Genomic DNA, 26,105 nt, shown 5'->3' with positions numbered 1-26,105 from the left:
AATGCTTTTCGGTATCCTTTACTATCTTAACGAAATTTCACTTAATTGAAAAGCATAGAAACAGTTTGACAAACAGTATGCATCATTTTACGATTAATAAGGTTTATGTGCCCGTTTTTCTAATAAAAAAGACAAAAGGAGGGATGCTTGTATGCCAGACTACAAGAAAAAATTAGATGAGCAATTTGCATCCTATCTTAAAGAAGCGATTGAAAGAAATGATATCGATGCTTTTAGAGAAGAGTTTCTTGAAGTGCATCCTTATGATCAAGCGAAGTTTTTTGTTAACCAGGAAAAAGATGTCAGGCATCAAATCTATTCTTACTTATCACCGTCAGAAATGGCTGAACTATTCCATAATCTTGAAAGCGAAGATCAGGAAACAATCCTTCAAGAAATGGACCCTGCTTATATTGCGGATATGCTGTCTGAGATGTATGCTGATGACGCGGTAGACGTTTTAAATGAGCTTGAAAAAGATCAAGTTGCTAGCTTTCTTACAATAATGGATGATGAAGCAGCCCAGGAAATAAAAGACTTGCTTCATTATGAAGAAAAAACGGCAGGAAGTATCATGACGACGGAGTTTGTCGCTATTTCTGCTAATCAAACGATAAAAAATTCAATGAAAATCTTAAAAGCGGAAGCTCAAGAAGCTGAAACGATTTATTATATATATGTTGTTGATGATGAAGAGCATCTCGTTGGTGTTATTTCGTTACGAGATTTAATCGTCGCTGATGATGATAAACTAATTTCAGAATGTATGAACGACAGAGTAGTTTCAGTTTCAGTTAGTGAAGATCAAGAAAATGTCGCTAAAATGATGAAGGATTATGATTTTCTAGCTGTTCCTGTCCTTGATTACCAGAGACATTTACTCGGAATTATTACAGTTGATGATATTCTTGATGTTATGGAAGAAGAAGCAACTGAAGATTATTCAAAATTGGCTGGTGTAACTGATGTTGAAAGCAATGATTATTCTGCTTTTTCCGCGGCGAAGAATCGTTTGCCATGGTTAATTATCCTGTTATTTCTTGGGATGTTTACGGCGAGCCTGATTGGACGGTTTGAGGAAACGTTAAATAAAGTAACGATTTTAGCCGTGTTTATTCCACTTATTGCTGGTATGGCAGGGAACACTGGTACACAATCCTTAGCTGTAGCTGTTCGCAGAATTGCTCTAGGCGGGATAGATTCTTCAAGTAAATTTAAAATGCTTCGTAAAGAAATTGGAACTGGTTTAATTATTGGTTTGATATGTGGAACATTAGTCATGGTCGTTGTATATTTATGGCAACACAGCTTAGTTTTAGGTTTCCTTGTTGGTATTGCTATTTTTACAACGCTTACTGTCGCTACAATGTCAGGAGCATTAATTCCACTAATAATGCATAAATTTAAAATCGACCCAGCAGTTGCTTCAGGTCCATTTATTACTACACTGAATGATATCATTAGTATCCTCATCTATTTTGGGTTAGCAACACTTTTGATGAATTATTTAACTTGAAAGAAATTGTTTAGCTATGGTAATGATAATTGCTACTACAAGTTGCAATATTATAATATAATCAAAGCAAAGTACTAGGTGTTAGTATTTTGCTTTGAATTTGATTGAAAAAAGGAGGAGTTTTAAATGCTTTCATTACAAGGCCGTACATATGTTGTGATGGGTGTAGCCAATAAAAGAAGTATTGCCTGGGGAATAGCTCAAGCCTTACATAACGCAGGAGCACGATTAGTTTTTACATATGCAGGTGAGCGCTTAGAAAAAAGTGTTTGTGATTTAGCTGAAACATTGGAGCGTAAGGATTCAATCGTTTTGCCATGTGATGTGACAAGCGATGAAAATATCGAACAAGCTTTTTCGCAAATTAAAGACCAAGTTGGCACTATTCATGGTGTTGCCCATGCAATCGCCTTTGCTAAAACTGAAGAACTAAAAGGAGATTATATGAATACGACTCGTGACGGTTTCCTGCTTGCCCATAATATTAGTTCCTATTCCTTAACGGCCGTTGCCAAAGTTGCTAAAGATTTAATGACGGAGGGCGGTAGCATTGTCACCTTAACATATTTAGGTGGAGAAAGGGTCATGAGCAATTACAATGTCATGGGCGTTGCCAAGGCTTCCTTGGATGCAAGCGTCAAATATTTAGCGAATGACCTAGGAAAACTTGGAATTAGAGTGAATTCAATTTCAGCAGGACCGATTCGCACTCTTTCTGCAAAAGGTGTAAGTGACTTTAATGTTATTTTAAAGGAAATTGAAGAAAAATCGCCTTTACGTCGGACGACTACCCAAGAAGAAGTGGGAGATACAGCATTATTTTTATTCAGTGATCTTTCTCGTGGGATTACTGGAGAAAATATCCATGTTGACTCAGGCTATCATATTATCGGTTACTAAGTTATAAAGTACCTTAAAGCATCTGGTTGCAAGATGCTTTAAGGTACTTTTTTATACTGATAAGTATAACTTTTTGACGGATATCAGTATAAGAAAGGAGGGCCTTCAGGTCATACCTTTAGGTACATCAGCTTCCGCCATTATGGGCGGAAAGTCGTGTCTTTCTAATACAAAAAAGTGGGCACATACATAAATTTCGAGCATAAGATAGCAACGAGAGAAATTAAAAGATGAGGAGGGATCAAAATGAAAAAAAGAATGGTTGATATCGCTAATAATCCACTTATGTATATTTCACAGCCAGTTTACCCTATGGCTAAGCATAAAATGCAGGAATCTCATGTTGTGAAACCAAGGTCTCTTAAGTCTCTTGGTACACTAGAGGTACCTACTCATGAGCAAGAATTTAATGAAAAAAAGGCTCCGATGGATGTAGCGATGGAAGAAATCGAGGCACGAAAAGCTCTAAAGGAAACAAATGAAAATGTTTCAGAAGAACTACAAAATAATATAAAAGAAAAAATAAGGCCAAAGGCAACGTCTAGACAACAAAAAAAAAAATTGGTAAAAAAGGCAAAATTAATGAATAATATCGCGGAGGAAAGGCTGTATCCGTTTGATTATATTGCAGAAGAACAGCTAAAATCAGTAGAAACAATCGTCGAAGAGAAGCTAAAATCAGTTGTTAATATTGTAGAAGAAAAACTGAAGTCGGTTAATCATATTCTCGGAGAAAAAGCAAAATCTATTGAAAACTTTATTGGAGAAGGCCCCATTTCAAGTAGCAATCTAGGGGTAATCGAGGCTAAACGAGAACAAGAAAAATATGAAAAAGAGGATATAAACAAGCGACTAGATAAAATAATTAAAGAAAAAATGCCTGTTTTGGAAGATGTAATAATAGGGAAACCAGTCCACATCCAAAATGTAAAAGGTCAACTGTTACCTGCTGGCAATCACATACAAGAAGATTTAGAGAAACCCATTCCTAATCGTGAGATTGAAGTAGAAAGAAAAAGAAGTGTAATAGCTACATTTGGCTTAAAATCAAGCATAGAAAAGGGCAGGAGAGCAGCGGCTGTGCCAAAGAAAAAAATTTCTACGCCTAAAATTCTTGAACAAATAGAAGAAAAAAAACTATTAGAGAAGAAACAAGAGCAAGAACTTGAATTATCGGCGCAAAATGGCCAAAGTCTCGATAGTCCACAACATATCGGGCAAAATGTGACACAAGAACAACCGCAAGATCTTGAGCAAAGTCAAAAATTAGAGCAACCACAAGAACTTCGACAAGAAGATGTTAAACCAAAACGTCCAAGGGCTTTTAGGGAAATGTCAACTGAAGAAAAGGTTGAATATCTTGTAAATTTACCAATCTCCGTTCCAAAAATGAAATGTGAAGTGAAAACAAAAGACAATACGATTCAAGGGATTATTTCTGGATATGTCAATGGGGAGGTCCAAATTATTCAAAGAAAAAAACCGTATCGTATTGATGTGAAAATTGACGATATTATTTCCATTAATCGCAAAAGCTTTTAGGAAGCAAGGAGGGTTCTCCTGCTTCCTTTCTTTTTTTAAAAATAGGTCTTTTCAACAGACAAAACAATATCGGGATACATATATATAGTACAGATGTACCTTAGGTACAAATGACATAAGGGAGGATTATATAAATGGAAGAAAGAATGGATCATTCTTTTTTAACAACAATGGTTGGAAAAGAAGTGAAGGCATATAAAGGCGGACCGGAATCATGGCATGGTTTATTATTAGCCGTTAAGCCAGATTTTATTATGATTTTTAATGAAAAAGATGGTTTTATCTATTATAAAACAAAGCACATAAAAAACGTAATTGTCGATTCTAAGACAAATACACAAGGGTTTAATAGTTTTGATAGTGACGGTGAGGAGCAGGACAGCTTTCAAGAGATTCTTGAAAATCTTATAAATGAAACAATTAAAATCAACCGTGGTGGACCAGCATCAAGAAAAGGGATATTATTAGCAGTTACGACCGACTTTTTAGTTCTGTATGATGAAAAGGAGGGGGTTGTGTATTACAATCTTGAGCATATCAAAAGTGTCAGTGTTAAAGTGGATGAAAAAGGAAGAAGCACTGAACCGCAGGATGAAAATAATGAAGAAAAGGAAGAAGAACTAGAAAATGGAAAAACAGTACATTTTATTAATGTCAATGAATTTAATCAGCTTTTTGAGGAAATGAAATATAGTTTTGTTATCATTAATCGAGGACCTGAAAGTGCAGAAGGGATATTAGTTGATACAAGCGATGGTCTGCTTACTTTAGTTGTGAGAGAAGAAGTATTAAGGGTTAGCCAATTCCATGTGAAAAGCATTAGACAAAAGCTTAAAACTGAAAGTAGCGAGGATAATAACGGGAATAACAACGAGAATAATAATCAAAGTGATGAAAGTTCTATTGTTGCCGCTAAAAAAAGGCTACAAGATCGAAAAAAGGGGAGATGATTTCAAGCTCTTACATGAGTGCACATGAGAATAAATTCAGTGCACTCATGTAAGATTCAGCATGAACGGAGGTGGTTAATTGGATATATTAAAAGATTTTATAATGGAACAAATTTATGTAGAGGTTTCAGGTAATATTATTCACAAAGGAATTTTGATCACAGCTGGTACAGATATTATAGTGCTCTTTAATGGAAAGGACTTTTTATATATTCCTACTATTCATATTCAAAAAATAAATAAAAAGGATGATGATACGTCAGATGTAACTCCGTTTACAGGACTACTTGATGATAGTTTAAATGACACATTATCATTCCGAAAAATATTAAATAATGCAAGAGGCGTTTTTTCTGAAATCAATATTGCTAATCAACAATCAATACATGGTTATGTCGTTAGCGTTATGAATAATTATATAGTGTTTTTTTCACCAGTGTATAAGACTGTTTATATCTCTCTACAGCATTTAAAATGGTTAACTCCATATCAAGAAGAGCAGTCCCCGTATAATTTAGCGAAGGAAAATTTGCCTATTACTCCTTTTACAATACCGCTTTCTAGAACATTTGAGGAGCAGTTGAAAAAATTGATGAACCAAATTGTAATTTTAGATCTCGGGCACGACTATCATAAAATTGGACAATTAGCGGCTATTGACAATAGTATTGTAAAATTAATTACAGCAAGACAGATTCCATCATTTGTAAATTTACGGCATATAAAAACAATTCATCTGCCGGGATAATTTATAAAAAGTAATGTAAAAAGGCTGCCCCTACTGAGTCAGCCTTCTTTCAATAATATTCACAATAGCACTTTCTTAAAAATTTAAATTCATTGTTAAGTCAAAGATACGGCTGGTAAGCAGGTGATGGCGCAGAAGCATTTTAAATCAACTGTTATACAAATGCCTGTGCCAACTAAATCTTCTAGCTTTTGACCATTAATTTGATTGCATGGATTGTCTTCTTGAATTTTATTACCGCCCCCTCCACCGCCCTGATTCTCGCCGAAGGCTAATAATTCAATGACAGCACAGCAATCCTCATCAACAGTTTTTACACGGAAAATGAAGCTTTCAATGCATTCAAACTGTGGATTATTCTGGTTGTTTTTGTTTCGTTTGAAATCGATGCCGAAGCCTTTGAAAGGCATTAAGTCTTGGCCGTAAAGAATGAATGGAACAGTATTTAAATCATTGGCTGCTGCTGGGTCAAGCAAGCTTTCAATCGATCTTTCACAGCTCACATCACAAACATTTTCAACGACTTCATTTTGTGCCTCAGCAATCGCTCTTACAACATCGCATACACAATTGCTTGTCATTTCTGGATGTAAATGATGATGATTTCCTTTTCCACAACTCATATCTTCAGTCTCTCCTTTTTAAATTTTATCTTTAATGACTATCGTCTCTAACAGAATATGTATGGGTGATTGTAGTGTGTGGGTATATGTCTATATTTGAGGGAATAAAAATTGCAATCTATTAAGAAGCCTCTAAGCAAACACGGATGGAAAGCTTTGTATATCAACGTGCGTGTCGTAAAGCTTAGAGACTTTGTTAAAAATCAAATTTGTCGCAAAAAATTGTGCGTCCTATTTACAATGTCTGTGGTTTTTAATAATATCGTGAATTTGGCAAGCCGTTGCTTCCCTCACCATCATCGGCTTGTGGCAGGAAATACTGCAAAAGCATTTTAAGTCAACGGTTAGGCATGCTCCTGTTCCTACAAATCCATTAAAATTGTAGCAGCAAGGGAAGGAGTGAGTACCATCGTGTTTAAAGGTATCTTCGAATAGCTCTCCATTACAAGTAGGCCATAATAATTCTAAAACAGCGCAGCAATTTTGTAGTATCTTTTTCACTCTGAAAAAGGGGCTTGCAATCACGCAGAAGTTACCGTATTTATCATAAACGGGTGCTTTCCCAAAGAACGTATCATCGGAATCTAATGAGAATGGGATTGTGTTTGCAGTATGGCAATTTTTTGACTGTGAAAGGAGCTGTTGAATTGATTTTTCGCAACTTACATTACATGAACTATGATTGACTTCAGCTTGGGCTTTGTGAATTTTCTTAACAATTTCACAAATGCAATCTTCACAACACTTTTCCTTATGTTCATGATGATGGTGCTGGCCATCGTAACCATGATGTTCGTGATGTTCATTATGATGGTGGTGCCCGCATTGGCAAAAATGTTCTTCGTGTTCATGGTCTTCGTGAAAGTCAAAGTGCTCATGATGATCGAAGTGCCCATCATGATCACGGTGGTCAAAATGCCCCTCTTGTTCATAGTGTTTGTAATGTCCGAAATGCTTATGGCGCTTATGATGCTTCTTTTGTTTGTGATTCATTTGATGCTCATCGTTGAATGGTCCTTGAAATTCAGGTTCATTATTTTCAAAAAACCTCATGAATTAATTCCCTCCTTTAAATCTTAAAATGAATATTTATCACTATTAAAATATGTTAGCTAGGAAAAGCTGTATAGGGAGTTGTCTACTTTTTCAGAAATGTAGTTTTTCATTAGCATGATAGTTATAACGTTTTTCTTCAGAGAGATTGTATAATCAGCCTATACAATGGGACGAACGATTGCATAAAAATAAAGAAGCATGTTAGGAAGAGTATTAGCTGGGTTTTAACATTGGAGTGTGAACACGACATGAATACGATTATTTTTATTGAAACAACAAAGTCAGGATCAAGCAGAGAGGCCATTAGGGCTGCAGAAAGGCTAGGTTATTTTACTGTATTATTAACGGGAAGTTTGAAATTTTTGGATCAGCGCAAGGAATTTACAGAAGTACACCAAATGATTTACATGAACCAACTTACATTGGAAAATATTAGAGCAGAAATTAAAATGCTGGAACAACAAGGAAGAATTATTAAAGCTGTCATAAGTTTTATTGATCCTTTTGCCTCAATTGCAGCGCAATTATCAAATGAACGATGTAGCGCAGATATATCAGTACAAGCAATCAAGATTATGGAGAACAAAACGTTAACAAGAGAAGAACTAAGAAATAATCCAACAACGCCTAGATTTAGAATTTACAATCCTTCTGACAGTCTTCAACAATTTCTAAATGATAATAAAAATGAATTTCCTTTTATTATTAAATCACCAATTTCAAAGGCTTCTAGAGATGTTTATTTAGTCAACAATGAACTTGAATTAGAAAAAGGAATGAAGAAAATTCTAAAATTGTATCCGACACAGAAAATTTTGGTGGAAGATTATTTAATAGGTCCGCAATATTTAGTTGAAGTGCTCGTGCATAAAGGTGAAATTAATATTATCGCCATAATTCAACAAGATATTACAAAGAAGGAGCGCTTTATTGTAACTGGCTATGAAGTAAAGGCAAGGGGAGATGAAGAATTATATCAAACATTAGTTGAGGTAGTTACATTCATCTTAAAAGATTTGCAAGTAACGAATGCAGCTTGCCATCTTGAAATGAGATATGTAGATGGACATTGGAAGTTGATTGAAATCAATCCGAGAATTTCAGGCGGAGCGATGAACCGCATGATTGAAGAGGCTTTTGGAATCAATCTTGTTGAAGAAACGATTAAGCTATTTCTAGGGCTTGAACCAAATGTACAAAGAAAATATGAGAATAACATTTATACTCATTATATTACAATCGGTTCATACGGCAATCTATTGAAAGTAACAGGGAAAAATAAGGCTGCCACACAACCTGGTGTACTTGAAGTTTATATAAAGCCTCGAAAAGGATCGACGATGACACCACCCATCTCAATGGGGCACCGCTATGGTTATATAATCGCAACGGGAAATTCACCAGAGGAGGCTAAGCTGAATGCGATGAAGGCTGCCCAAAATATTAAATTTTATTTGGAAGCAAATTAGGGGTGAACGGAAATGGGTACTATTAGCAATGTAACAAAAGGCGGTTATAGATGAAATGTATAAAAAGCCGCTAGATGAATTAGGGATTGACATTGGTATTGATCAAAATAGAAAACTTTGGATTTATGAAGTGAATTGGCGTCCTGGCTATATATATCGAGAACTAGATGCAGCGATGAGATTAATTCCCTATACGGTTTATCTTGCCAAAAACATGAATAGCGAATCGAGTGAAGCAAAAATTTATAATTGTCTTATTTTTCCATTTGAAACAGGAGGGATGATATCATAATGGAAAAAGAGAATACTATTTGTATCGCAATGAAGAGGCTTCAAAAAGAACAAAAAATAATAGCTGAGAAAGATATGGAATTTCAATTTATTCAAAATGTCCCAAACCCTGATACAATACCGATTATGTTATTTGGAAATCAGAATAGTCAGAAGCCTTTTTCAGCATTTTGTATTGATGATGTAGGCTGCTTTAAAACAAACTTTTTCAGATTAGAAAAGCTCGATGAAGAAAAAGGCTGTGCCACTTTATCGCTCTTAGAAGCGGTCGATATGGATGGCTGCCCAGTTGAAGACTGCGATGAAATATACTCACTTTTAAAAACAAAATGCTGTGTCACTGTTGATTTACGTTGTCTTTGCATCATTAACCCATTATCGCCAGATCTTGTTAATCGACCATTACCTATTATAGAGCCAAAGTAGGGCTCGGAGTTGAGGGATGATTATTTTGGTGCTTGGCATCATGTAAAAGTTTGTTTTTTTAGGCTAAAAGATATTGATATTAAAATGAAGAAGACTGCAGCACTGATAATGACAAATGATGGAACATATAGTTTAGAAAAATATAGCGACTGCAAAGAGGCAGACCAATTGGTTTGCCTTTTTAATTTGAAAAACATTGTTTTTTCGCGGGATTCGAATGTTACTTTGGGTGTAACAAAACTGTAAAAATCAAAGAAGAACCCTTTAAGGTCAAGGGTTGAGTAGATGCAACAATGATAATGGAAAGATTTAGTTGAAATCCCCCTTTAATATCCATGTTACTATCAATACAAGCCACAAAAAACATCAGGAGGTAACTTATGAGAAAAGGTTTCGTTACAACAACATTGGCATTCACGATTGGATTAAGTACTTTTGCGACAGCCCCGACCATGATGAATCCAGTCACAGTCTCAGCCGCAACAACCACACAGCAGAGCCAAAAAGTAGTTGAGAAAAAGGCAGATGAAATCATTAGTTTTGCTAAGAGTTTAATAGGAAAAGCTAAATATGCCTCTAGTTACAACTATGAAAAATACGAGTTTAGATGTGCATCGTTCATGGCGTATATTTTTGAAAGTAAGGGTATCGATCTAGGAAGTCGTGACGAAGCTTACATGGTTCAGCAGGGGACATACGTAGCAAGAAATCAATTGCAAAAAGGCGATTTAGTTTTCTTCAAAAGTAGCCCTTCAGCAACAAGGCCAAACCATGTAGGGATGTATATTGGAGATAATAAAATTATTCATATGGCAAACACAAAACTAAATGTTGTTATTTCTGATCTAAATAGCACGTCCTATTATCGAGATAATTATATGACTGCGAGAAGAGTGATCCCTGCTTTACTCCCTTCAAATCCAGCAACAAAAGGAGATAACATTGCTGAACTCTCCTACAATTTAATGAATAAAGTGACAATGGGCAATGCTAATAATGAAAAAGCAATGCAATTTACGAGTACTGGATTCGTAAAATACGTTTATGGAAAAAGTGGCGTTGACTTAAAAGGGAACAATGTCAAAGATTTGATGAATCAGGGTAAAACAGTATCTCGCCAAAACTTAAAAAAAGGTGATTTAATTTTTATTAATAGTGCTACAGGTTCAAGTACACCAACTAGGGTAGCGATTTACACTGGTGAACATCGTATTATTGTGCTAAGTTCGGAAGAGGTTATTTCGAGAGTTCTTTTATCGGACTATTATAATCAACATTATATTACGGCCAAACGCGTATTCTAAAAGAATGATCCAATCGTTGAGACTCTAATATGGACCGATCATTTAATTTGCACAGAAAAAGAAGGCATTCGTTTGCGAAATGGATTCGAATGCCTCTTTCTCTGACTAAATGTCGATTTAGTTTTCTAGGTGCATTTTCCGAATAGCTTTAATTCGTTTCCTCATTTTCCCATTTTCAAGTTTTGAAAAAGGGCCGACTCCTGGGCTTGTATTGACTTCAAATATAATCGGATTTCCGCTTTGATTGATCCCAATGTCAATTCCATATTCTATACGTGGAACGACTGATGCAACCAGTTTCGTTGCTAAAATAGAGGTATTCTTTATTCTATTAATCATTTGATTCTTCTCTGTTTCATCCATCTTCAAATGTGCCATTAACAATTCATCTACCGTCATTACTTGAGCTCCACGGTTTCTATTAATTACCCCGTTTTCCATTGTTTCTGCCGATGCAATCTTTCCGTACATTCCACCAATAAGCCATTTTCCCTTAAGAGTCTGAACATGAACACGAATGATTAGCGGATACCCATCCGAGGTAAAACTTCGGATACCTTCCTGAACAATATATCCTCCAAACCTCTCAATTGGATGTAGTACAGGGTGGAAATCTTCAATCTTGACAACGCGTTTTTGTATTTTTTTACCACTTAGAGTGTAGCCGTTAAAACAATAGAGCCCATCGTTACTTTTAGAAACTTTAAAAATCCCTTTCCCTTGACCGCCTCGATCATTTTTTAAATAGACATATTCATAACGTTCTAGTAAATCAAATAGGTTTTCAATCGTATAAAGTCTTGTTTCTGGAATGTGTTTTGAAATTAAGGGATGTTGACTAAACAGAGTATGTTGCTTCCATTTTCTTAGTCGATCCTTCAATCAATACACCTCACTTTTAGTATTATTGTTATATTTTGTATTGTATAGATATTGTACAAACTTCGCTTGGGTAATTGTTTTAGAAACGAGCCTTTTTTTACTTTTTTTCAATGTTGTTTACATCTTTTAGGTGCATTTTCCGAATAGCTTTAATTCGTTTCCCCATTCCCCCATTTTCAATCTTGGAAAAAAGGCCGACTGCTGGGCTTGTATTGATTTCAAATATAATCGGATTCCCTCCTTGGCTAATACCAAAATCAATTCCATATTCTATACGTGGAACGGCTGATGCAACCACTTCAGCTGCTAAAATGGAGGTTTCCTCTATACAAGAAATCATTTGATTCTTCTCTGTTTCATCCATCTTCAAATGTACCGTTAACAATTCATCAATGGTCATCACTTGAGCTCCACGCATTCTATTAATGACCCCATTTTTCTCTGTGTTTACCATCGCAATCATTCCGTACATTCCACCAATAAACCATTTCCCCTTAAGAGTCTGGACATGAACTCGAATGGCTAGCGGATGCCCACCATCCCGAGTCAAGCTCTGAATACCCTCCTGAACAATATAACCTCCAAATCTCTCAATTGGATGTAGTACAGGATGGAAATCTTCAATATTGACAACGCATTTTCGTATTTTTTTGCCATTGAGGGGGTAGCCGTTAAAACAATAGAGCCCATCGTTACTTTTAGAAACTTTAAAAATCCCTTTCCCTCGACCACCTCTATCGTTTTTTAAATAGACATATTTATAACGTTTTAGTAAATCGGATAGGTTTTCGATCGTATAGAGCTTTGTTTCTGGAATGTATTTTGAGAGTAAGGGATGTTCACGTAACAGCGTATATTGCTTCCATTTTCCTAGTCGATTCTTCAATAAATACACCTCCTTTCATTGTTAACATCCTATGTTTGATCACTAACATTGCTTGTACTGATAACTAGTAAGGTTGTTTTTATGGTGCCAATAAAAAGAACCACACCATACAATCGCCGCTTTTGGTTTATTTACTAGCTTGATTCGGGATAGACAACCATACAAAAAATAAGAAAGTTTCATAAATATATATATCGATATGATGTAATTAAATTGTAGTAGGTGTGGGCCTTTTGAAAATGATCAAGTTTATTGATACCGACAATATTTCCAAAGGAGGAAGTGATTAGATGAAGTTTGCCATAATAACCGATCATACATCTAGCCATTCAATCTCACTGCATTCGACTGTTTTGGAAAAACTATCCATTCTTAAGTTTCAGGTGATTAACTTAAAAATAGGGATTATAGAAAAACCTGCAGTAACCTTAAGAAAGCATAAGCAAGATCAAACGGTTATTTATATATCAGCTGACCTTCTAGCTGGTTTTTCGCTTCCGGATTCTATTGATTATGAAGTAATAGTCGAGGAAGAGACATTAATAATCGGCCCTATTATCGGGCTTTTTATAAAAGGGAAAGTAAATGAAATGACGAGGAGAAATATAAACCACTATAAAAAATATTTAATTGATTACCAGCATATAAACGGTCTCATTTTATTGGTAACCTCTGATGGCATTGACGAACAGAAGAAGATTGTTAATGGTTTTGTCTATAATCCAATTGAAAATGAATTTACGAAAGGAACGTTTCCCTTTCCTTCCGTTTTATTTTGCAGGAAGACATTAAAGGAAGCTGACAGGATGATCATACAGAATTTAGTCGGATCTAAATACTTTAACTCCCATGTTTTCAATAAATGGGAAATGTGGCAATGGCTTTCTATAAATGATAAATTAAGCCGAAGTCTGCCAGAGACCGGTTTAGCGGTGAATCTCCAGGAAGTAAAGAAGCTAATTGACGAAAGCGGATGTATCTACTTAAAGCCTATTTCAGGAAGTCAGGGAAAGGGAATTTATCAGTTGGAGAAAAACGGGAAAAAATATAAATTAAATTTCCGGTTAAATGAATTAAATATGACCACGATTTTAAATAACTGGGATGCAGTTGAAAATTATTTGGCGGTAGAATTGAATCTTAAAAAATATATTTTTCAAAAAGGGATCCCCTTACTAAAATCTAATGATCAGATAATAGATTTTCGGGTGATTGTTGTCAAAGACCAACACGGATCCTGGGTTGTCCCTGGTATGATAACGCGGTATGGGGTTAAAAAAAGTATAGTCAGCAACATATCAAGCGGAGGTTCAGCGGAGAAAACGTGGGATACTTTAGTTGGAATTTATAACAATGATTTCAATGAAGCTTTTAAAAAGTATAAAGAAATGGAGCAATTATCTATTTTATGCTGTGAATTTTTGGAGGATAAAGAGATTCATTTAGCATATATAGGTGTTGATATTGGCATGGATGAAGATAAAAACCTCTGGATTATTGAGATAAATAATCGGTATCCAGATATGAGCATTGCTCTTGATGCAAATGATTTTCAGCTTTATTACCATACGCAAGCAGCCCCGTTACACTATTCAAAGTGGGTAGCAGGTTTCAGGGATCATTTGGAATGATGCGAGAAGGGCTTTTTACCGAATTTATTCGGCATTAACGGGCAGTAAAAACATAGGTGTCAGAAACCGAGGATGGAAGTTTTCTCTTGCGGTGTCTGACGCTTTTTGCTGTTTAATCTATTTGTTCAATCATAAATATTGAAAAATGGCAATTAATATCTGGCGTAACACTTGTAACGAAATTGTAAAGTTTCTCCATAACCCAATAATGTCTTGGCCTCGTGGGGGTCATGATGGATAATGTTAAGTTTTACCACGTGTACCAATTTTCCTATATGATAAAATTGGTTTTGAGAGAATAATAACACATCAGGAGGATAAAAATGAACAAGCGTCTAGTTACAACTACATTAGCATTCACGATTGGATTAAGTACTTTTGCGACAGCCCCGATCATGATGGATCCAGTCACAGTCTCAGCCGCAACAACCACACAGCAGAGCCAAAAAGTGGTTGAGAAAAAGGCAGATGACATCATTAGTCTCGCTAAGAGTTTAATAGGAAAAGCAACATATGCCTCAGAATACAACTATGAAACACTCCAGTTTAGATGTGCTTCGTTCATCGCATTTATTTTTGAGAGTAATGGTATAGATTTAGGTAATCGTGATGAAGATTACATGGTTCAGCAGGGGACATACGTAGCAAGAAATCAATTGCAAAAAGGTGACTTGGTTTTCTTCAGAAGTAACCCATCATCAAAAAAACCAAATCATGTAGGGTTGTATATTGGAGATAATAAAATTATACATATGGCAAACTTCGAACTAGATGTTGTTATTTCTGATCTAGATAGCACGTCCTATTATCGAGATAATTATATGACTGCGAGAAGAGTGATCCCTGCTTTACTCCCTTCAAACCCAGCAACAAAAGGAGATAACATTGCTGAACTCTCCTACAAATTAATGAATGAAGTGACAATGGGCAACGTTAATAACGAGAGTGCTATGCAATTTACAAGTACTGGATTCGTAAAATACGTTTATGGAAAAAATGGTGTTGACTTAAAAGGAAACTATGTCAAAGATTTGATGAACTTAGGTGAAAAGGTAGCACGGAAAGATTTACAAAAAGGCGATTTGATTTTCTTTAGCACTTCTGTAGGGTCGAGCACACCTTCAAGAGTAGCGATTTACACAGGGGAACATCGTATGCTTGTCCTTAGTTCGGAAGGAATTAGTTCGAGAGTCCTTTTATCTGATTATTATAATCAGCGTTATATTACGGCAAAGCGCGTTTTTAAAGATGAAAACAAAATCGTTCAGCCACCAGTTATCTCTAAAACAGAAGATCGTATTGTAGACTATACATTAAGCATAATGAATAATGTGAAGCATCGATTAAATGTGTACGATGAAAAATCTTTAACCTTCACAAATGCAGGCTTTACCTATTACATTTTTAAACAACATGGTGTTGACCTGAAAACAAAAGTAGCCAGCCAGCAAGCAGAGAAAGGTGTACAAGTTCAAAAAGAAAAATTGCAAAAGGGTGACCTTATTTTTCTAAAGCAAAGCGGGGGAAGCAAAATTAAGTATGCCGCCATTTATATTGGAAATAATGAATATGTGTATTTATCTGACTCAGGTTCAGTTGTGAAAGAAAGCTTAGAATCTAATTGGTCTAAAAGTAACTTTGTAACAGCAAAGCGTGTACTGTAATCGAATGAAATACTCGGTTGGGCTCTGAATTGTACATGCCTTTAAGGAAAAATAAAAAGAAGGCATTCGTTAGAGAAATAGCTGCGAATGCCTCTTTTTTCTTTATCGAAAACATAAATTCTGCTTACATGTTGCTTAAATCTTCTAGGTGCATTTTCCGAATCGCTTTCATTCGTTTTCGCATTTCCCCATTTTCAATCTTGGAAAAATTTCCGACTCCTGGGCTAGTATTGATTTCAAATATAATCGGCTCCCCACTTTGACTAATACCAAAATCAATTCCATATTCTATACGTGGAACGGCTGATGCAACCACTTCAGCTGCTAAAATGGAGGCTTCCTCTATACAAGTAATCATTTTATTCTTCTCTGTTTCATCCATCATCAAATGTACCGATAACAGTTCATCGATCGTCATCACTTGAGCTCCAATGTTGCTATTAATGATTCCATTTTCCATTGTTTCTACTGTTGCAATCTTTCCGTACATTCCTCCAATAAGCCATGTTCCCTTAAGAGTCTGAACGTGAACTCGAATGGATAGCGGATATCCATCCAGAGTTAAGCTCTGAATGCCCTCCTGAACAATATATCCCCCATATTTCTCGATCGGATGGAGTACAGGGTGAAATTCTTCAATCGTGGCGACATTTCTTTGTGTTTTTTTACCATCTAGAGTGTAGCCGTTAAAACAGTAGTGCCCTTCGTTACTTTTAAAGACTTGATAAATCCCTTTCCCTCGCCCCCCTCTATCATTTTTTAAATAAACATATTCATAACGTTCTAGTAAATCAGATAGGTTTTCAATCGTATAGAGCTTTGTTTCGGGAATGTATTTTGAGAGTAAGGGATGTTGACTTAACAGCATATATTGCTTCCATTTTCTTAGTTGATTCTTCAATCAATACACCTCATTTTACCTTGCATCTACAATATATTCATATATAACCTTTAACATCCTATGCTCGATTACTAACATTGCTTGTACGAATACCTAGTGAGATTGTTCTGAAGGTACCACTAAAAAGATTAAACTCATACAAGCGCCGCTTTTTGTTTATTACTAGCTTGACTCATGATAGGTAACCATACAAAAATAAGAAAGTTTCATAAATATATATCAAGATGGTTTTAAATAAATTGTAGTAGGAGTGGAACTTTTGAAAACGATCATTTTTATTGGCACAAATAAATCTGGTTCAAGTAGAGAAGCCATAACGGCAGCTAAACACCTAGGTTTCTTTACGGTTCTTTTCACAAAAAACTTAAAGCAATGGCAACAAAGGGGAGAGTACACAGATGTTCATGAAATGATTTTTATTGATACGGATAATCTTTCCGAAATGAAAGAGAAAATTAACCAATTATTGTTAAAAGGGATGGACATAAAGACGATTGTTAGTTTTATTGATTCATATGTGTATAGTGCTTCCGTTCTTTGTGATGAATTTTGTAAGAACTACTTTTCGTCTAATGCCATTCAATTGATGAGTGATAAGGAGGAAACAAGGTCAGTTCTTAAGAATCAACCTTACACACCTAAATATATTGTTATCAAACCAGGCGAGACAATCTCTTTTGAAACGATTATTTCAAAGCTACATTTTCCTTTAATGGTCAAATCGCCAAAATCAACTGGTTCTAAAGACGTGCTGTTAGCAAAAAAAGAGGAGCAATTAAAAAATCATATATTCATGTTGAGAGAAAAATACCCGGATGGGGCAATTATTATTGAAGAGTATATAGATGGGGACCAATTTTTAGTCGAGGCACTTGTTTACAATAATAGGATCATGACTGCAGGCGTTATTGAACAGGAAATTACGAAGGGGAAAAGATTTATTATTACAGGCTATGGTGTACTTGCGAATGTTCCTAATGATATAAAGAAAGGAATTGAAGGGGTCCTGCACTCTATCATTGAACAATTCGGAATAAAAAATGGCGCCCTTCATCTAGAATTAAGACTTTCCAAAAGTGGCTGGAAACTCATTGAAATAAATCCGAGGATTTCTGGAAGTGCAATGAATAAAATGATACAAGCTGCCTTTGGATTTAGTTTAGTAGAAGAAACACTAAAATTACAATTAGGTGGAAGCCCTTCCCTCATCCCCAAACATAAGAAATATGTATTCACCCAATTCCTCATCGTTCCGAAAAAAGGAATCTTAGAAAGAGTCACAGGAAAGGGGAGGGCTAGGAGATCTCCGGGAGTAGTTGGAGTATATGTGAAGCCCAAAAAAGGAACGTTGTTAACTCCACCACTATCAATGGGAGATCGATATGCCTATGTAATGGCATCTGGGGCAAGCATGGAAGAAGCGAAGGATTTTGCAAAAAATGCTGCAAACGAGATTACATTTCACCAAGCAAAGGAATAATACCATTCATAAAAATGACCCTGGATTAGCTCCAAGGTCATTTTTGTGTACATGCCTATAAATAGCCAAAAAAGGATGACTCATTGAATCATCCTTTAAGATTTGATAAATTATTTAAATGCCTTCTTTAAAAATCTAACCGTTTCATACATGTTTATTCTACTAGCTCCTTTAACCAATATCGTGTCATTCTTATGAATAATCTTCTTCAAAAATGCATGTAATTGGTCTCTATCGTCGAAGTGGAATACTTTGTTAGGGGGAAATCCCTTTGTTTTAGCTTGATTGCCCATTACGTCTGTTTTATCACCATAAGTGATAAAAAGGTCAATTTCTTTTTCATAAACATATTCTCCTATTTTACGATATTCCGGCTCTCTTAAGTCCCCTAGTGCTCTTATTTCTCCTAAAACGGCTATTTTTCTATGTTTTCCGATATTTGAGAGTACATCAATGGCAGCTTTAACACCTTCTGGATGGGAATGAACGGTATCATCGATAATAACAATATTGTTTCGCTGAGGATAAATCGTCAATCTTCTTGGCGGCTTTCTGAATAGGAGTCCTTCTTGGATCTCCTTTGGTGTTAAACCTAAGTAATCTGCTACAGCAATGGCGTTAAGAGCATTATACACATGATGCTCCCCGAAAGTAGGGATAAACAACATCACTTCAATTCCTCGAAGTTTCATCTTGAATTTCATTCCATTATCTGTGTATTTAACATCGTATGCTTTGTAGTTAGCATCTGATTTAATGCCAATTGTCATGATTTTTCCTTTGAATTTTTGCGTCTCCAAGTATTTTGAATTATGATCATCCTTGTTAAGAATTAGAATGCCTCCTTGATCCATTCCGTGAATTAACTCAGATTTGGCTTTTGCAATTTTTTTAATATCGCCATCGAAATACCCTGCATGTGCAAGTCCAACGTTTGTCACAATACTAATAGTAGGTTTTATTATGCGGCAATGTTCAGTTATGGTACCTGGGGAGGACATTCCATATTCCAAGACAACGGCTTCATGGGTTTCGTCGATTTCAGCAGCGTGAATTTCTGTATGTTCTGTAGTATTCCAATAATCCCTTGATTCAAAGGTATTCCACTTTTTTGCTAAAATGGAAGCCAAAAACGCTTTAGTCGTCGTTTTACCAGCACTACCGGTTATGGCTATAATGGGGACGTTCTTTTTTTTTTGCATTTTTTCTCTCCTTCAATTCCTTTATTTGAGCTTGTATTGCTTTTGAGTTCTTCGCTAGGTACATTGCATACCTAATCGAATTGATTACCACATCCATCTCTAAATAAAATGTGGGTGGACATCCTGGAAGCCAGTTTACCTCATAGATCCAAATTTTTTGGTTTTCGTCTAATCCAATGTCTATTCCAATCTCATCAATCACTTCTTCATATAGAATCATCTGAAGCTCATCCAAATGTTCGGCTAGGGACAATGAAAAATGTTCAAGTTTTCGCTTCATATTCATTGCGTCATCTTTAAATTCTTGTTGCAAAAATGGGTCTAAATAATTGGTATAACCACCATTGTTGATATTGGAAATTTTTGATCCCTCTGGAGCAATCCGTGGATAAATCGAGGTTATGACCCATTTGCCTTCTCCATTTTTTTGAACATGAAGTCTGAAGTCATAAGCTTGCCCAGATTTAGTAACGGATTGTATATATGGCTGCATAATGAAAGTTCCAGTTGAAAGCCTTTCTTTAATAAGTTCGTTCAATTGATTTTTTGAATAATAACGGCAATTTGAATCCTTTGTTATATGAAAACCATCATTTTTCTTAGAAATAAATAAGATTCCTTTTCCCTTTCTGCCATCAAAGGGTTTAAAGACAACATGTTCAAAGGCTGATACATAATTAAAGAAACTCTCCGTATTTTTTACAATTTTTTCAGAAGGGACTAAGTAATGAGCGAACTCCTTCCCTTTTTTTAAGCGTTGATTCACACTCCACTTGTTACCGATGGAATTTGTCGTAAAGGGAATCGTTTCCTTCAATTTATCAATCACTCTTTGAGATTTGGCCAATTTGTTTGGATTTCCAGCATTGTAAATGACATCAGGAAAGGGCATTGTTTTCTCCACCCATGAGCCATTTTCATAAACTTTTCCCCTAATAGACCGATTGTTTAGATTGACGGTACCAGGAGAAAAGTAAAAAAAATCGGCACCTTCAGCTTTAGCAACCGCCGCAAAAGCATATGTTTTTATGACAGTTCTGGGATCCTTACGATGGTGTAACATTCCTATTAACGTCATAGGTTAGACTCCTTTATTTTATTTTATTTTATTTGTTATCTACTGAGTAAATCTCATATGGAATTCCTTCACTACTATTACATTCAATAAGCCAAGCTTTTGAAATGGACAATCGTTTAGTTTTATTGATATTTTAAAATGCAGCGGTTTTATTAGAACTTGCTTTATCACTTTTTGAGAAAAATCATATATTTGTAATAGAGTATATATTTTCACAGAAAAGAGGTAAAAACATGGCAGAAAAACAAGATTATCCGTCAGGAACAGCAGAGTGGAAAAAGAAAGCGGTTGATTGGTTATTTGAAGAAGGTTTATTAACAGACGACGCTTGGAAAAAACAAATTGAAGAACCTTTGCCTTTATGGGCGCAAGCAGTAGTGTACCAACGCTTATTTCAAAAGTTGAAAGGAGCGAACAAAAAGAATGAAACGAAGCTTTAAAGCTTATACAACGAGAGATTTCCAGTTATTCATCCAATCCGTGTCAGTAAAGAGAAAAATTACGCATATTCAAATTCATCATACATGGAAGCCAAGAAAATCTGATTATAATGGTGAGACAACAATCGCGGGGATGTGGAGGTATCATAAGGAAACAAGAGGCTGGCAAGATATTGGGCAGCATTTTAGTGTAGCACCTGACGGATTAATTTGGGATGGGCGCTCTTTGGAATTGGATCCAGCTGGGATTGCCGGACATAATAGCGGTGGAATTATGTTTGAAATGATTGGTAATTTTGATCAAGGTGAAGAAAAGCTGGAGGGGCAGCAGTTAGATGCTATAGTAGTGGCAATAAGAGCATTAATGGAAAAATTTAAATTATCGTTGTCTTCCATTGTTTTTCATCGAGAACACTCACCTAAAACATGTCCAGGCACTAGTATAACGAAGGAATGGTTAGTAAATGAAGTGAAAAATAGAAAGATACAAGAAGTGGCAACAAATTCATACGAAAATACTGCACAATGGAAAAAGGTAGCAATTGATTGGCTATATAAGGAGGGATTGCTTTCGTCGGATGAATGGAAGGAACAAGTTGAAAAAGGTTTGCCACTTTGGGCGGAGTCTCTTGTCTTAAAAAAGTTAAAGGAATTTTGCGAAATAGCTCAATAAGGTGGGCCTTTTTTTTGGGGCAAAATACCTATTTTTCTAGGTTTTTATTGTGGGTTTAGTAGTTTATTGGTATAATATTCCTAGGATAAGCTTTTGTAATTTTTAAAAATTTTATTAATCAACTTAAAAGAAAACGTTTACATAACTAGCGAATGAGGGGGTGGAGACTAGGTGGATAAGAAAAATATTTTTAAAGCCAGAACGGTTGAGGAAGCGATTGCTCTTGGTTTACAACAGTTAGGTGTAACGGAGGAAGAGGTTACGATTGAAATTTTGGAAGAAGGTCGAAAAGGAATTCTTTCGATGGGCTCTAGGGAGGCTGTAATTCGAATTATAACACAAAGTAAAGAGGAAGTAGAGGTACCTTCTGAGGAAGAAATAAAAGAGCCTTTAATGGAACCAATAGACGAGGCACTAGCAGGTAAAGGGAAAGTTTGGGTTGAAAATGGTGAAATTCATTGTATTGATTCGGACGAAGGGGAGTTACAAGTTCATATTCCATCGGTTGTTTTATTCTATAAAAATAATGAACTCGTAAAAGAAAAAACAACGATTTCAGAAAAAGATAAAATAAAAATAGAATGTAAGGATGAGGAAATTGCTACAAAGTGGAATATTGAGTTATCTAAAGATAAACTAACTGCTAAGATTAACGTCATTCCTGGGAGCAAATCCACTTATATACTACGTGAACAAAAACCAGCTCGTGAGATTACACTTGAGGTCGTAAAAAAAAGTGAACCGAACCGAACGTTGACAACGGATGAAATATACGAAACGCTGAAAAAAATGCAAATTTCATATGGTATTCAGGAGGAATGGATAGACGAGGCATGCAAGGCGGAAAAAAAGGCAGAATTTATCATCGCCGAAGGGGACCGTCCTGTTGAAGGTAAGCATGGGTGGTTAGAGTATAAAGTTGAAATAAGTGAAGGAAAGAAGTTTAAAGAAAGAGAGGATGGCTCGATTGACTTTCGGGCAGGCCGTGATATACCTTCTGTCGGAGAAGGGACAGAGATTGCCATTCTTCATGACCCTATCTTAGGAACGGATGGAAAGTCTGTTACAGGGGAGATTATACCAGCGAAACCTGTACTTCCTCTACAAGTACGTTGCGGGAATGGTGCTGAACTAATAGAAGATAGAATTATCGCAACTTCGATTGGTAGACCATCTATACAAAAGAAAGGGAATATGGTTGTCGTAAATGTCGTTCCTAAGTTAGAGCATCAAGGTGATGTCGGCATGGCTTCAGGAAATTTAAAATTCAACGGAGATATCACGATAAGCGGTAATGTTGAGGAACATATGGAGATAACGGCTACTGGAAATGTAGAAATAAGAGGAGTGACAAGTGGGGCAAAAATAAAAGCAGGACAGTCCACATTACATCATAGGAATGTTATAACAAGTGAAATTATTGCTGGTAATAGCGATAAAGTCATTGTTGAGAAAATAAGCGAATTAACGGAAATGCTTGAAGGTCTTGAAGCGTTGGGAAATGATTTAAACAAACTTAGCCAAAATCCTTCTTTTACGGATGCTACGATGAAGGATGGCATCATGCCACTACTGAAAAAATTAATTCAGTCAAAATACTCGCCGCTAGTTAACCTCATTAGGCACTTTATTATAACGTTTAGAAATGATATTGAAATGGTTAGTGCGGATTGGCGCCATCTACTAAAACAAATTTATGATATTTTTATTATGATGGATGGAAAGGCATTACAAAATTTAGAAGAATTCAATCAACTTGTCGAAATGATGAAACAGCTTGTTGAATACGCGAATACTTCCGTGGAAATTGGTGTATTTGTTCAGTTGCCATCTGCGATGAATAGCAATATATATTCATCTGGTGATGTGATTATTCCAAAACAAGGCTGTTATAATTGCGTCATCCATGCCCAAGGTTCTATAGAAATAAATGGCTTTGTACGAGGCGGTAGAATTTTTGCCGGTAAAGGGGCTAAGCTTGATGAAGCAGGTAGTAAAAGTGGCACACCAACATTAATTAGTGTTCCGCATGACCAAACGATTACCATTAAGAACGCATATTCTGATACAACGATACAAATTGGAAAAAGGAGGTATAAATTTACAAAGAATATGACAAATATTTATGCCCACATTGATGAACAAGGCGGTATTGCGCTTCGATAATGCAATCCAATTTGTTCATAATAATCGGTTGATGGAATAACTTACACTAAAAGGGTTAGAAGCATATAGCTTCTAACCTTTCGTTTTTTATTGGATAAATAGTATTTGTTTATTAACAAAAGATTAAATTTTCCGATATTAAGAATAACAGGAGGTGGGAATCATGAGTTATATATTACCAATTAATCATGAGCAATATAATCAATATGCTAACCGAGTTATTCGGAAGGATGGACCACCGTTTGTAGTTAAGCCTGTACAAAAGAGTACATTACGTGCGAAGCTCAAAGGAAAAACCGACTACGAAGATAAATATGAAGAGGCGAAATTAATCAGAAAATATGTTGTTAAGAAGGATAAACAAAATGATTTGGATGAAACTGTACCGGAAGAATGTGAAGCCGATATAACTGGAAAAGGAAAATATATTAATGAAGTGGTTTAAACATAAGAGGTCAGACCAATACCGCCGATAGTGCCCTAGACGAGTTTACCAGCGGGGTCTGACTCCTTTAAAGAGTTTTTACCATTGTCACATGTGGAATGTCAGCCTCCATGAAAACATTTGATATTGTTTCATATCCTAATTTTTTATAGAAATCCTCCGCATGGGTTTGGGCATTAAGCTTTAGTTTCTTTATATTTTTATCGTTGGCGATTTCTTCTGTCTTTTCCATGATAAGCTTCCCGCAGCCTTTACCACGATACTCATCGAGTACACATATTCGTTCAACTTTAAGTACATCGCCTAATTCGCGAACTCTCCCCGCTCCAACTGGCTCTTTTCCATCATACAAAACAAAGTGAACAGCTGAATTCTCAAATGCATCAATTTCTAAATCAATCGGTACATTTTGTTCCTCAACAAATACTTTTTTGCGAACTTTGTAGGCATCTTCCAATTCGCTGTCCGTTGCAATGATTTTTACTAGCAATGTTTAACATTCCTTTCCAAGGTGAAACGTTTCGTATGTTGTCCATTGATTATTTTCTAATTGATATAATAGATGAAAACGATCAACAACATCAGAAAAAGCAACATCCATCATCGTAAGCTGTCCTACGATATCAGAATGTTCTTCATTTGAGAGCCGTTGTCCAATCGTAATATGTGGTACGAAACTTTCAGCTTTTTCATTATTTCCAAATATATCTAAATTTAGTTTACCATAAAGTGCGGATAGTTCATCACTCTTTTTTATGGCGAAATAGATTTTATTAGCTGTTGGATGAAATGTCTTTACTTTGTAAACCTCAAGGGTAATAGGTGAAAAGTCATGAGTGATTTTATGCAACGTTTGGATGATGCCTTTAATTTCTCCTTCCGCTAATTCAAGGGGGTTCACAAGTGTTACATGTGGAGGAACTAAAGCAATATGAGGGTCGTACCGTTTCCGAAAGGAATTCGCATAGTCTTGAAGCTTTTTAGATGGGAAAATTACAATACCATATTTCACAGGCATTACCTCCTTAATTCAAGATTCAAATACTTTATTATTATAACAAAAAACAAAATGAATTTATACGCACGAAAAGATATTAATTAGTAAAGGCAAAAAAAGACATGTTATAATAGATATATGTTTACATATGAGAGGAGATTATCTAAAAATGACAAAAAGGGTACATAGCCGTGATGTGTATCGGGCGACAAAAAGCTTACTTGAAGAACGTGGTGTTACTGTAGAAGAAATAGCAAAAATCGTTTACGAAATGCAATTACCATTTAGTAATGTATTAACATTAGAGGATTGCATTTTTTCAGTGGAACGAGTCCTCAGGAAGCGGGAAATTCAACATGCTATTCTTGTTGGGATTGAGTTAGACCGTCTTGCGGAGAAAAAGCTGTTGTCAGAACCGCTACAGACGATTGTTGAAACTGATGAGGGATTGTTTGGCATCGATGAAACCATTGGTTTAGGAGCAGTTCTTACATATGGCAGTATTGCTGTAACATCCTATGGCTATTTAGACAAAAATAAAATCGGAATCATTAAAAAGCTAGATACAAAAGACGGTCATGGTGTCCACACCTTTTTAGATGATCTTGTGGCAAGTATTTGTGCCTGTGCAGCCTCACGAATCGCTCACCAAATGCGGGATATTGAAGAAGTCGAAGAAGAAATGACCTACGCTGAAGTGGACATGTAAGGAACGACCAGCTAAAGAATAGCCTTAAATCTTTTAAAAAAAAAGAGATTTAAGGCTTTTTTTGCTTGATATAAGTGCCAAGTTCTATTAAAATAAGTTTGTATTTTTTTACTTTTTTGTAATCAA

Annotated in this window: 25 protein-coding genes and 1 pseudogene; 18 read left to right on the top strand and 8 right to left on the bottom strand. The window is 35.7% G+C overall.

All coding sequences use genetic code 11. The annotated features are described in order from the left end of the window. Positions 1 to 151: 151 nt before the first annotated feature. The 5 genes from mgtE (at position 152) to GX497_04285 (ending at position 5,656) form a co-directional block, all read left to right on the top strand. Complete coding sequence (gene mgtE, locus GX497_04305) at positions 152 to 1,516, top strand: magnesium transporter (GenBank protein ID HHY72444.1); 1,365 nt, start codon at positions 152 to 154, stop codon at positions 1,514 to 1,516. Positions 1,517 to 1,642: 126 nt separating this feature from the next. Further along, a complete protein-coding gene (fabI, locus tag GX497_04300; protein ID HHY72443.1) occupies positions 1,643 to 2,416 on the top strand; it encodes an enoyl-ACP reductase FabI in 774 nt (257 codons plus the stop codon). Positions 2,417 to 2,662: 246 nt separating this feature from the next. After that, positions 2,663 to 3,958: a hypothetical protein gene (locus GX497_04295; protein ID HHY72442.1), complete on the top strand. Its 1,296-nt coding sequence runs from the start codon at positions 2,663 to 2,665 to the stop codon at positions 3,956 to 3,958. Positions 3,959 to 4,092: 134 nt separating this feature from the next. Then, positions 4,093 to 4,908 (top strand): hypothetical protein, encoded by an 816-nt coding sequence (locus GX497_04290; GenBank protein HHY72441.1) that lies wholly within the window; start codon positions 4,093 to 4,095, stop codon positions 4,906 to 4,908. 103 nt (positions 4,909 to 5,011) lie between these two features. Next, positions 5,012 to 5,656 (top strand): DUF2642 domain-containing protein, encoded by a 645-nt coding sequence (locus GX497_04285; protein HHY72440.1) that lies wholly within the window; start codon positions 5,012 to 5,014, stop codon positions 5,654 to 5,656. Positions 5,657 to 5,751: 95 nt separating this feature from the next. Here the strand turns inward: GX497_04285 and GX497_04280 are convergent, their stop codons facing one another. Then, complete coding sequence (locus GX497_04280; GenBank protein ID HHY72439.1) at positions 5,752 to 6,279, bottom strand: spore coat protein; 528 nt, start codon at positions 6,277 to 6,279, stop codon at positions 5,752 to 5,754. A gap of 231 nt (positions 6,280 to 6,510) precedes the next feature. After that, positions 6,511 to 7,332 carry a hypothetical protein gene (locus GX497_04275; GenBank protein ID HHY72438.1) on the bottom strand — a complete coding sequence of 274 codons (822 nt, stop codon included), beginning with the start codon at positions 7,330 to 7,332 and terminating at the stop codon, positions 6,511 to 6,513. Between the two features lie 251 nt (positions 7,333 to 7,583). On the opposite strand from GX497_04275, the gene GX497_04270 reads away from it, so the two are divergent. The 5 genes from GX497_04270 (at position 7,584) to GX497_04250 (ending at position 10,825) form a co-directional block, all read left to right on the top strand. Beyond that, on the top strand, positions 7,584 to 8,804 hold the full coding sequence (locus GX497_04270) for an ATP-grasp domain-containing protein (protein HHY72437.1): 1,221 nt from the start codon (positions 7,584 to 7,586) through the stop codon (positions 8,802 to 8,804). A 55-nt stretch (positions 8,805 to 8,859) separates the two neighbouring features. Continuing rightward, positions 8,860 to 9,096 carry a hypothetical protein gene (locus tag GX497_04265; GenBank protein ID HHY72436.1) on the top strand — a complete coding sequence of 79 codons (237 nt, stop codon included), beginning with the start codon at positions 8,860 to 8,862 and terminating at the stop codon, positions 9,094 to 9,096. Next, positions 9,096 to 9,521 carry a hypothetical protein gene (locus GX497_04260; protein HHY72435.1) on the top strand — a complete coding sequence of 142 codons (426 nt, stop codon included), beginning with the start codon at positions 9,096 to 9,098 and terminating at the stop codon, positions 9,519 to 9,521. Before GX497_04265 ends, GX497_04260 begins: the two co-directional genes overlap by 1 nt. Positions 9,522 to 9,530: 9 nt before the next feature. Further along, entirely contained in the window at positions 9,531 to 9,767 is a 237-nt protein-coding gene (locus GX497_04255) for a hypothetical protein (protein HHY72434.1), read from the top strand. Positions 9,768 to 9,901: 134 nt separating this feature from the next. Beyond that, positions 9,902 to 10,825 carry a C40 family peptidase gene (locus GX497_04250; protein HHY72433.1) on the top strand — a complete coding sequence of 308 codons (924 nt, stop codon included), beginning with the start codon at positions 9,902 to 9,904 and terminating at the stop codon, positions 10,823 to 10,825. Positions 10,826 to 10,942: 117 nt separating this feature from the next. Here GX497_04250 and GX497_04245 read toward each other — a convergent pair whose 3' ends face one another. Both GX497_04245 and GX497_04240 read right to left on the bottom strand, forming a co-directional pair. After that, positions 10,943 to 11,707 (bottom strand): hypothetical protein, encoded by a 765-nt coding sequence (locus GX497_04245; GenBank protein HHY72432.1) that lies wholly within the window; start codon positions 11,705 to 11,707, stop codon positions 10,943 to 10,945. A gap of 97 nt (positions 11,708 to 11,804) precedes the next feature. After that, the gene (locus GX497_04240; GenBank protein HHY72431.1) at positions 11,805 to 12,593 is read right to left on the bottom strand and encodes a hypothetical protein; all 789 of its coding nucleotides are present in this window, start codon (positions 12,591 to 12,593) and stop codon (positions 11,805 to 11,807) included. Between the two features lie 290 nt (positions 12,594 to 12,883). Between GX497_04240 and GX497_04235 the strand changes: the two genes are divergently transcribed. Then, on the top strand, positions 12,884 to 14,224 hold the full coding sequence (locus GX497_04235; GenBank protein HHY72430.1) for a YheC/YheD family protein: 1,341 nt from the start codon (positions 12,884 to 12,886) through the stop codon (positions 14,222 to 14,224). A gap of 323 nt (positions 14,225 to 14,547) precedes the next feature. Further along, positions 14,548 to 15,888, top strand: coding sequence for a peptidoglycan hydrolase (locus GX497_04230; protein HHY72429.1), 1,341 nt, complete (start codon positions 14,548 to 14,550; stop codon positions 15,886 to 15,888). 124 nt (positions 15,889 to 16,012) lie between these two features. On the opposite strand, the gene GX497_04225 is transcribed toward GX497_04230, so the two are convergent. Further along, positions 16,013 to 16,789 carry a hypothetical protein gene (locus GX497_04225; GenBank protein HHY72428.1) on the bottom strand — a complete coding sequence of 259 codons (777 nt, stop codon included), beginning with the start codon at positions 16,787 to 16,789 and terminating at the stop codon, positions 16,013 to 16,015. Positions 16,790 to 17,039: 250 nt separating this feature from the next. On the opposite strand from GX497_04225, the gene GX497_04220 reads away from it, so the two are divergent. Beyond that, positions 17,040 to 18,269 (top strand): ATP-grasp domain-containing protein, encoded by a 1,230-nt coding sequence (locus GX497_04220; protein HHY72427.1) that lies wholly within the window; start codon positions 17,040 to 17,042, stop codon positions 18,267 to 18,269. A gap of 110 nt (positions 18,270 to 18,379) precedes the next feature. Here the strand turns inward: GX497_04220 and GX497_04215 are convergent. Continuing rightward, positions 18,380 to 20,549 (bottom strand): annotated as a pseudogene (locus GX497_04215) (UDP-N-acetylmuramoyl-tripeptide--D-alanyl-D-alanine ligase). A 233-nt stretch (positions 20,550 to 20,782) separates the two neighbouring features. Here GX497_04215 and GX497_04210 point away from each other — a divergent pair. The 4 genes from GX497_04210 (at position 20,783) to GX497_04195 (ending at position 24,273) form a co-directional block, all read left to right on the top strand. Further along, complete coding sequence (locus tag GX497_04210; GenBank protein HHY72426.1) at positions 20,783 to 20,989, top strand: hypothetical protein; 207 nt, start codon at positions 20,783 to 20,785, stop codon at positions 20,987 to 20,989. Beyond that, positions 20,973 to 21,662 carry an N-acetylmuramoyl-L-alanine amidase gene (locus tag GX497_04205; protein ID HHY72425.1) on the top strand — a complete coding sequence of 230 codons (690 nt, stop codon included), beginning with the start codon at positions 20,973 to 20,975 and terminating at the stop codon, positions 21,660 to 21,662. Before GX497_04210 ends, GX497_04205 begins: the two co-directional genes overlap by 17 nt. Before the next feature lie 171 nt (positions 21,663 to 21,833). After that, positions 21,834 to 23,828, top strand: coding sequence for a FapA family protein (locus tag GX497_04200; protein HHY72424.1), 1,995 nt, complete (start codon positions 21,834 to 21,836; stop codon positions 23,826 to 23,828). Positions 23,829 to 23,991: 163 nt separating this feature from the next. Further along, positions 23,992 to 24,273 (top strand): hypothetical protein, encoded by a 282-nt coding sequence (locus tag GX497_04195; GenBank protein ID HHY72423.1) that lies wholly within the window; start codon positions 23,992 to 23,994, stop codon positions 24,271 to 24,273. A gap of 67 nt (positions 24,274 to 24,340) precedes the next feature. Here GX497_04195 and GX497_04190 read toward each other — a convergent pair whose 3' ends face one another. Both GX497_04190 and GX497_04185 read right to left on the bottom strand, forming a co-directional pair. Next, positions 24,341 to 24,763, bottom strand: a complete 423-nt coding sequence (locus GX497_04190) for a GNAT family N-acetyltransferase (GenBank protein ID HHY72422.1) — start codon at positions 24,761 to 24,763, stop codon at positions 24,341 to 24,343. Between the two features lie 3 nt (positions 24,764 to 24,766). Then, positions 24,767 to 25,291: a hypothetical protein gene (locus GX497_04185; protein HHY72421.1), complete on the bottom strand. Its 525-nt coding sequence runs from the start codon at positions 25,289 to 25,291 to the stop codon at positions 24,767 to 24,769. A 148-nt stretch (positions 25,292 to 25,439) separates the two neighbouring features. On the opposite strand from GX497_04185, the gene GX497_04180 reads away from it, so the two are divergent. After that, a complete protein-coding gene (locus GX497_04180) occupies positions 25,440 to 25,979 on the top strand; it encodes a phosphatidylglycerophosphatase A (protein HHY72420.1) in 540 nt (179 codons plus the stop codon). Positions 25,980 to 26,105: the final 126 nt, after the last annotated feature.

Origin of the sequence: Bacillus sp. (in: firmicutes) (genome assembly GCA_012842745.1) — a bacterium.
Classification (GTDB): Bacteria; Bacillota; Bacilli; order Bacillales; family Bacillaceae_J; genus Schinkia.
This window is presented reverse-complemented; position numbering and strand designations above follow the sequence as displayed.

What these genes read in the sequence shown, in the direction of transcription:
- mgtE (HHY72444.1), top strand. Translation starts at nt 152, where the DNA reads ATGCCAGACTACAAGAAAAAATTAGATGAGCAATTTGCATCCTATCTT.
- fabI (HHY72443.1), top strand. Translation starts at nt 1,643, where the DNA reads ATGCTTTCATTACAAGGCCGTACATATGTTGTGATGGGTGTAGCCAAT.
- GX497_04295 (HHY72442.1), top strand. Translation starts at nt 2,663, where the DNA reads ATGAAAAAAAGAATGGTTGATATCGCTAATAATCCACTTATGTATATT.
- GX497_04290 (HHY72441.1), top strand. Translation starts at nt 4,093, where the DNA reads ATGGAAGAAAGAATGGATCATTCTTTTTTAACAACAATGGTTGGAAAA.
- GX497_04285 (HHY72440.1), top strand. Translation starts at nt 5,012, where the DNA reads ATGGAACAAATTTATGTAGAGGTTTCAGGTAATATTATTCACAAAGGA.
- GX497_04280 (HHY72439.1), bottom strand. Translation starts at nt 6,279, where the DNA reads ATGAGTTGTGGAAAAGGAAATCATCATCATTTACATCCAGAAATGACA.
- GX497_04275 (HHY72438.1), bottom strand. Translation starts at nt 7,332, where the DNA reads ATGAGGTTTTTTGAAAATAATGAACCTGAATTTCAAGGACCATTCAAC.
- GX497_04270 (HHY72437.1), top strand. Translation starts at nt 7,584, where the DNA reads ATGAATACGATTATTTTTATTGAAACAACAAAGTCAGGATCAAGCAGA.
- GX497_04265 (HHY72436.1), top strand. Translation starts at nt 8,860, where the DNA reads ATGTATAAAAAGCCGCTAGATGAATTAGGGATTGACATTGGTATTGAT.
- GX497_04260 (HHY72435.1), top strand. Translation starts at nt 9,096, where the DNA reads ATGGAAAAAGAGAATACTATTTGTATCGCAATGAAGAGGCTTCAAAAA.
- GX497_04250 (HHY72433.1), top strand. Translation starts at nt 9,902, where the DNA reads ATGAGAAAAGGTTTCGTTACAACAACATTGGCATTCACGATTGGATTA.
- GX497_04235 (HHY72430.1), top strand. Translation starts at nt 12,884, where the DNA reads ATGAAGTTTGCCATAATAACCGATCATACATCTAGCCATTCAATCTCA.
- GX497_04230 (HHY72429.1), top strand. Translation starts at nt 14,548, where the DNA reads ATGAACAAGCGTCTAGTTACAACTACATTAGCATTCACGATTGGATTA.
- GX497_04210 (HHY72426.1), top strand. Translation starts at nt 20,783, where the DNA reads ATGGCAGAAAAACAAGATTATCCGTCAGGAACAGCAGAGTGGAAAAAG.
- GX497_04205 (HHY72425.1), top strand. Translation starts at nt 20,973, where the DNA reads ATGAAACGAAGCTTTAAAGCTTATACAACGAGAGATTTCCAGTTATTC.
- GX497_04195 (HHY72423.1), top strand. Translation starts at nt 23,992, where the DNA reads ATGAGTTATATATTACCAATTAATCATGAGCAATATAATCAATATGCT.
- GX497_04185 (HHY72421.1), bottom strand. Translation starts at nt 25,291, where the DNA reads ATGCCTGTGAAATATGGTATTGTAATTTTCCCATCTAAAAAGCTTCAA.
- GX497_04180 (HHY72420.1), top strand. Translation starts at nt 25,440, where the DNA reads ATGACAAAAAGGGTACATAGCCGTGATGTGTATCGGGCGACAAAAAGC.